This is a genomic window from Aquisphaera insulae (assembly GCF_011064615.1).
Classification (GTDB): domain Bacteria; phylum Planctomycetota; class Planctomycetia; order Isosphaerales; family Isosphaeraceae; genus Aquisphaera; species Aquisphaera insulae.
In genome coordinates, this window is the sequence record NZ_JAALJH010000209.1 from 1 (window position 1) to 1,729 (window position 1,729).

1 protein-coding gene is annotated in these 1,729 nt (G+C 67.0%); it reads right to left on the minus strand.

Annotation, left to right across the window (positions count from 1 at the left end; translation table 11 throughout):
* Nucleotides 1-124: 124 nt before the first annotated feature.
* On the minus strand, nucleotides 125-1,552 hold the full coding sequence (locus G6O54_RS36765; protein ID WP_165236054.1) for an IS1380 family transposase: 1,428 nt from the start codon (nucleotides 1,550-1,552) through the stop codon (nucleotides 125-127).
* Between the last annotated feature and the right edge of the window lie 177 nt (nucleotides 1,553-1,729).

Consider the following 1,729-nt stretch of genomic DNA (forward strand, 5'->3'; position numbering starts at 1 on the left):
GAGCGGAGTCCCAAAGGCGAATCTTCGGCTCGCGAGCCGAAGATCGCCCGGCGCGGCGCGGACCCCGATCCCGGGGCCCTCGCCTGGGGGCCCTCGGATCGACCGTCTCGCCGACCGATTCGGCTCAGCAACGCAGTCGCAGCGGTCGCAGGCGATCGAGGTCGGCGAACGCCTGGCGGAAGACCCCGGCACTCGGGCAACTGCTCGCCAATCGCACCCACACCCTTCGCACCGTCACCTGCACCAGCGCCCCGATCTTCAGCAACTTCAGCCGGATCGTCTGGCATTGCGCCTCGGCCATCTCGGTCCCCGCCAGGCCCAGACGTCGCAGCGACTCCAGCAACACGTAAGCGATCGATGAAAGGTACAGCCGGATCTGGTTGGCCCGCATCGTCGCGGCGCTGGTCCGGTCGGCGAACAGGTGGAGCTGCTGCTCCTTGATCCGGTTCTCCATCTCGCCGCGGCCGCAGTAGTCCACCTCGTAGAGCGGCTGCGCCGGATGCCCCTTCGGGTCGAGTGACGTCACCACGAACCGCGGGTTGGGGCCCTTCTCGAGGTGCTCGGCCTTGGCGACCACCCGCCGTTGGCGGGACCATGTGTCCAAGGTCTTATAGCTCAGGTCGGAGAAGATCCGCGCCGGCTCCTTGGTGGCGTCGAATCGCTGCTTCGCCTCGGCGAGGTCCCCGGCGATGAGCCTCAGGAGCCGCTTGTTCTGGGCCAGGCCCAGGACGTAATCGACGTCGTTGGCCTCGCACCAGCTCATGATCGGCTCGCGGCAGAATCCGCTGTCGGCGCGGATCACGATCGGGACGCCGGGCCAGGTCCGCCGGAGCCGCTCGACGATCCGCTTGACCTGCTTCAGTGACCCGGCGCTGGCGTCGATGTCGGAGGGGCGGAGGCGGGCGCAGAGCAGGTGATCGCCGCAGAAGATGTACAACGGGAGATAGCAGTAATTCTTGTAGTAGCCGTGGAAGAAGCGGCCGAGCTGCCGGCCGTGGATCGGGTCGTCGGTGGCGTCGAGGTCCAGGACGATCCGCCCCGGCGGGGTGGGATGGGCCTGGAGGAAGAGGTCGGTGAAGAGGTCCTCGACGTCATGCGTCCGGCAGGCGATCTTCTTGTATCGGGCGTCGGAGTCGGCCCCGACGGGGGTCAGCTCGAGGCGATTGAGCGTGCTCTTGCCGGCCAGGGCCTTGCCCTTGTCGCGCTTCCGCGATCGGGATTGGCCGGTGGGATCGAGCTTGCCCACGAGGGTCGCCAGCAGGGGGTCGTGCCGCAGGTCGTCGTGATCGTTGAGGTCCTCGTAGCCCAGGGCCAGGGCGTAGACCCGCTGGGCGACGAGGTGCTCCAGGGGATGCTCGATGAGCTTCGGGGCGCGATGGTCGACGAAGCAGGCGGCGAACTGGCCGATGATGGAGGTGAGCTGCTCGACCTTGCGGAGGAGCAGGCCGCCGCCATCGGAGGAGATGTCGCCGCCGTCGAAGCCGGCGACGACCTGCCGAGCACCCAGGGGGGAGAAGTCCAGGTAGCTCGACCGGGGGTCGTCGAGCGGCACCTCCACGGCGGGGCGATCATCGCGTCGAGGTCGCCGCCGGGGGGTAGCCTTTCGAGGTGAGTCGGAATTACACTGTGTCATCGTCGGGTGTCCATTCTTCAGAACGCATGTTGTTTCGCCAAAAACATATACGTTCAGAATGGCACCCGACGCTAATTCATCGGTGAGAAATCCGGG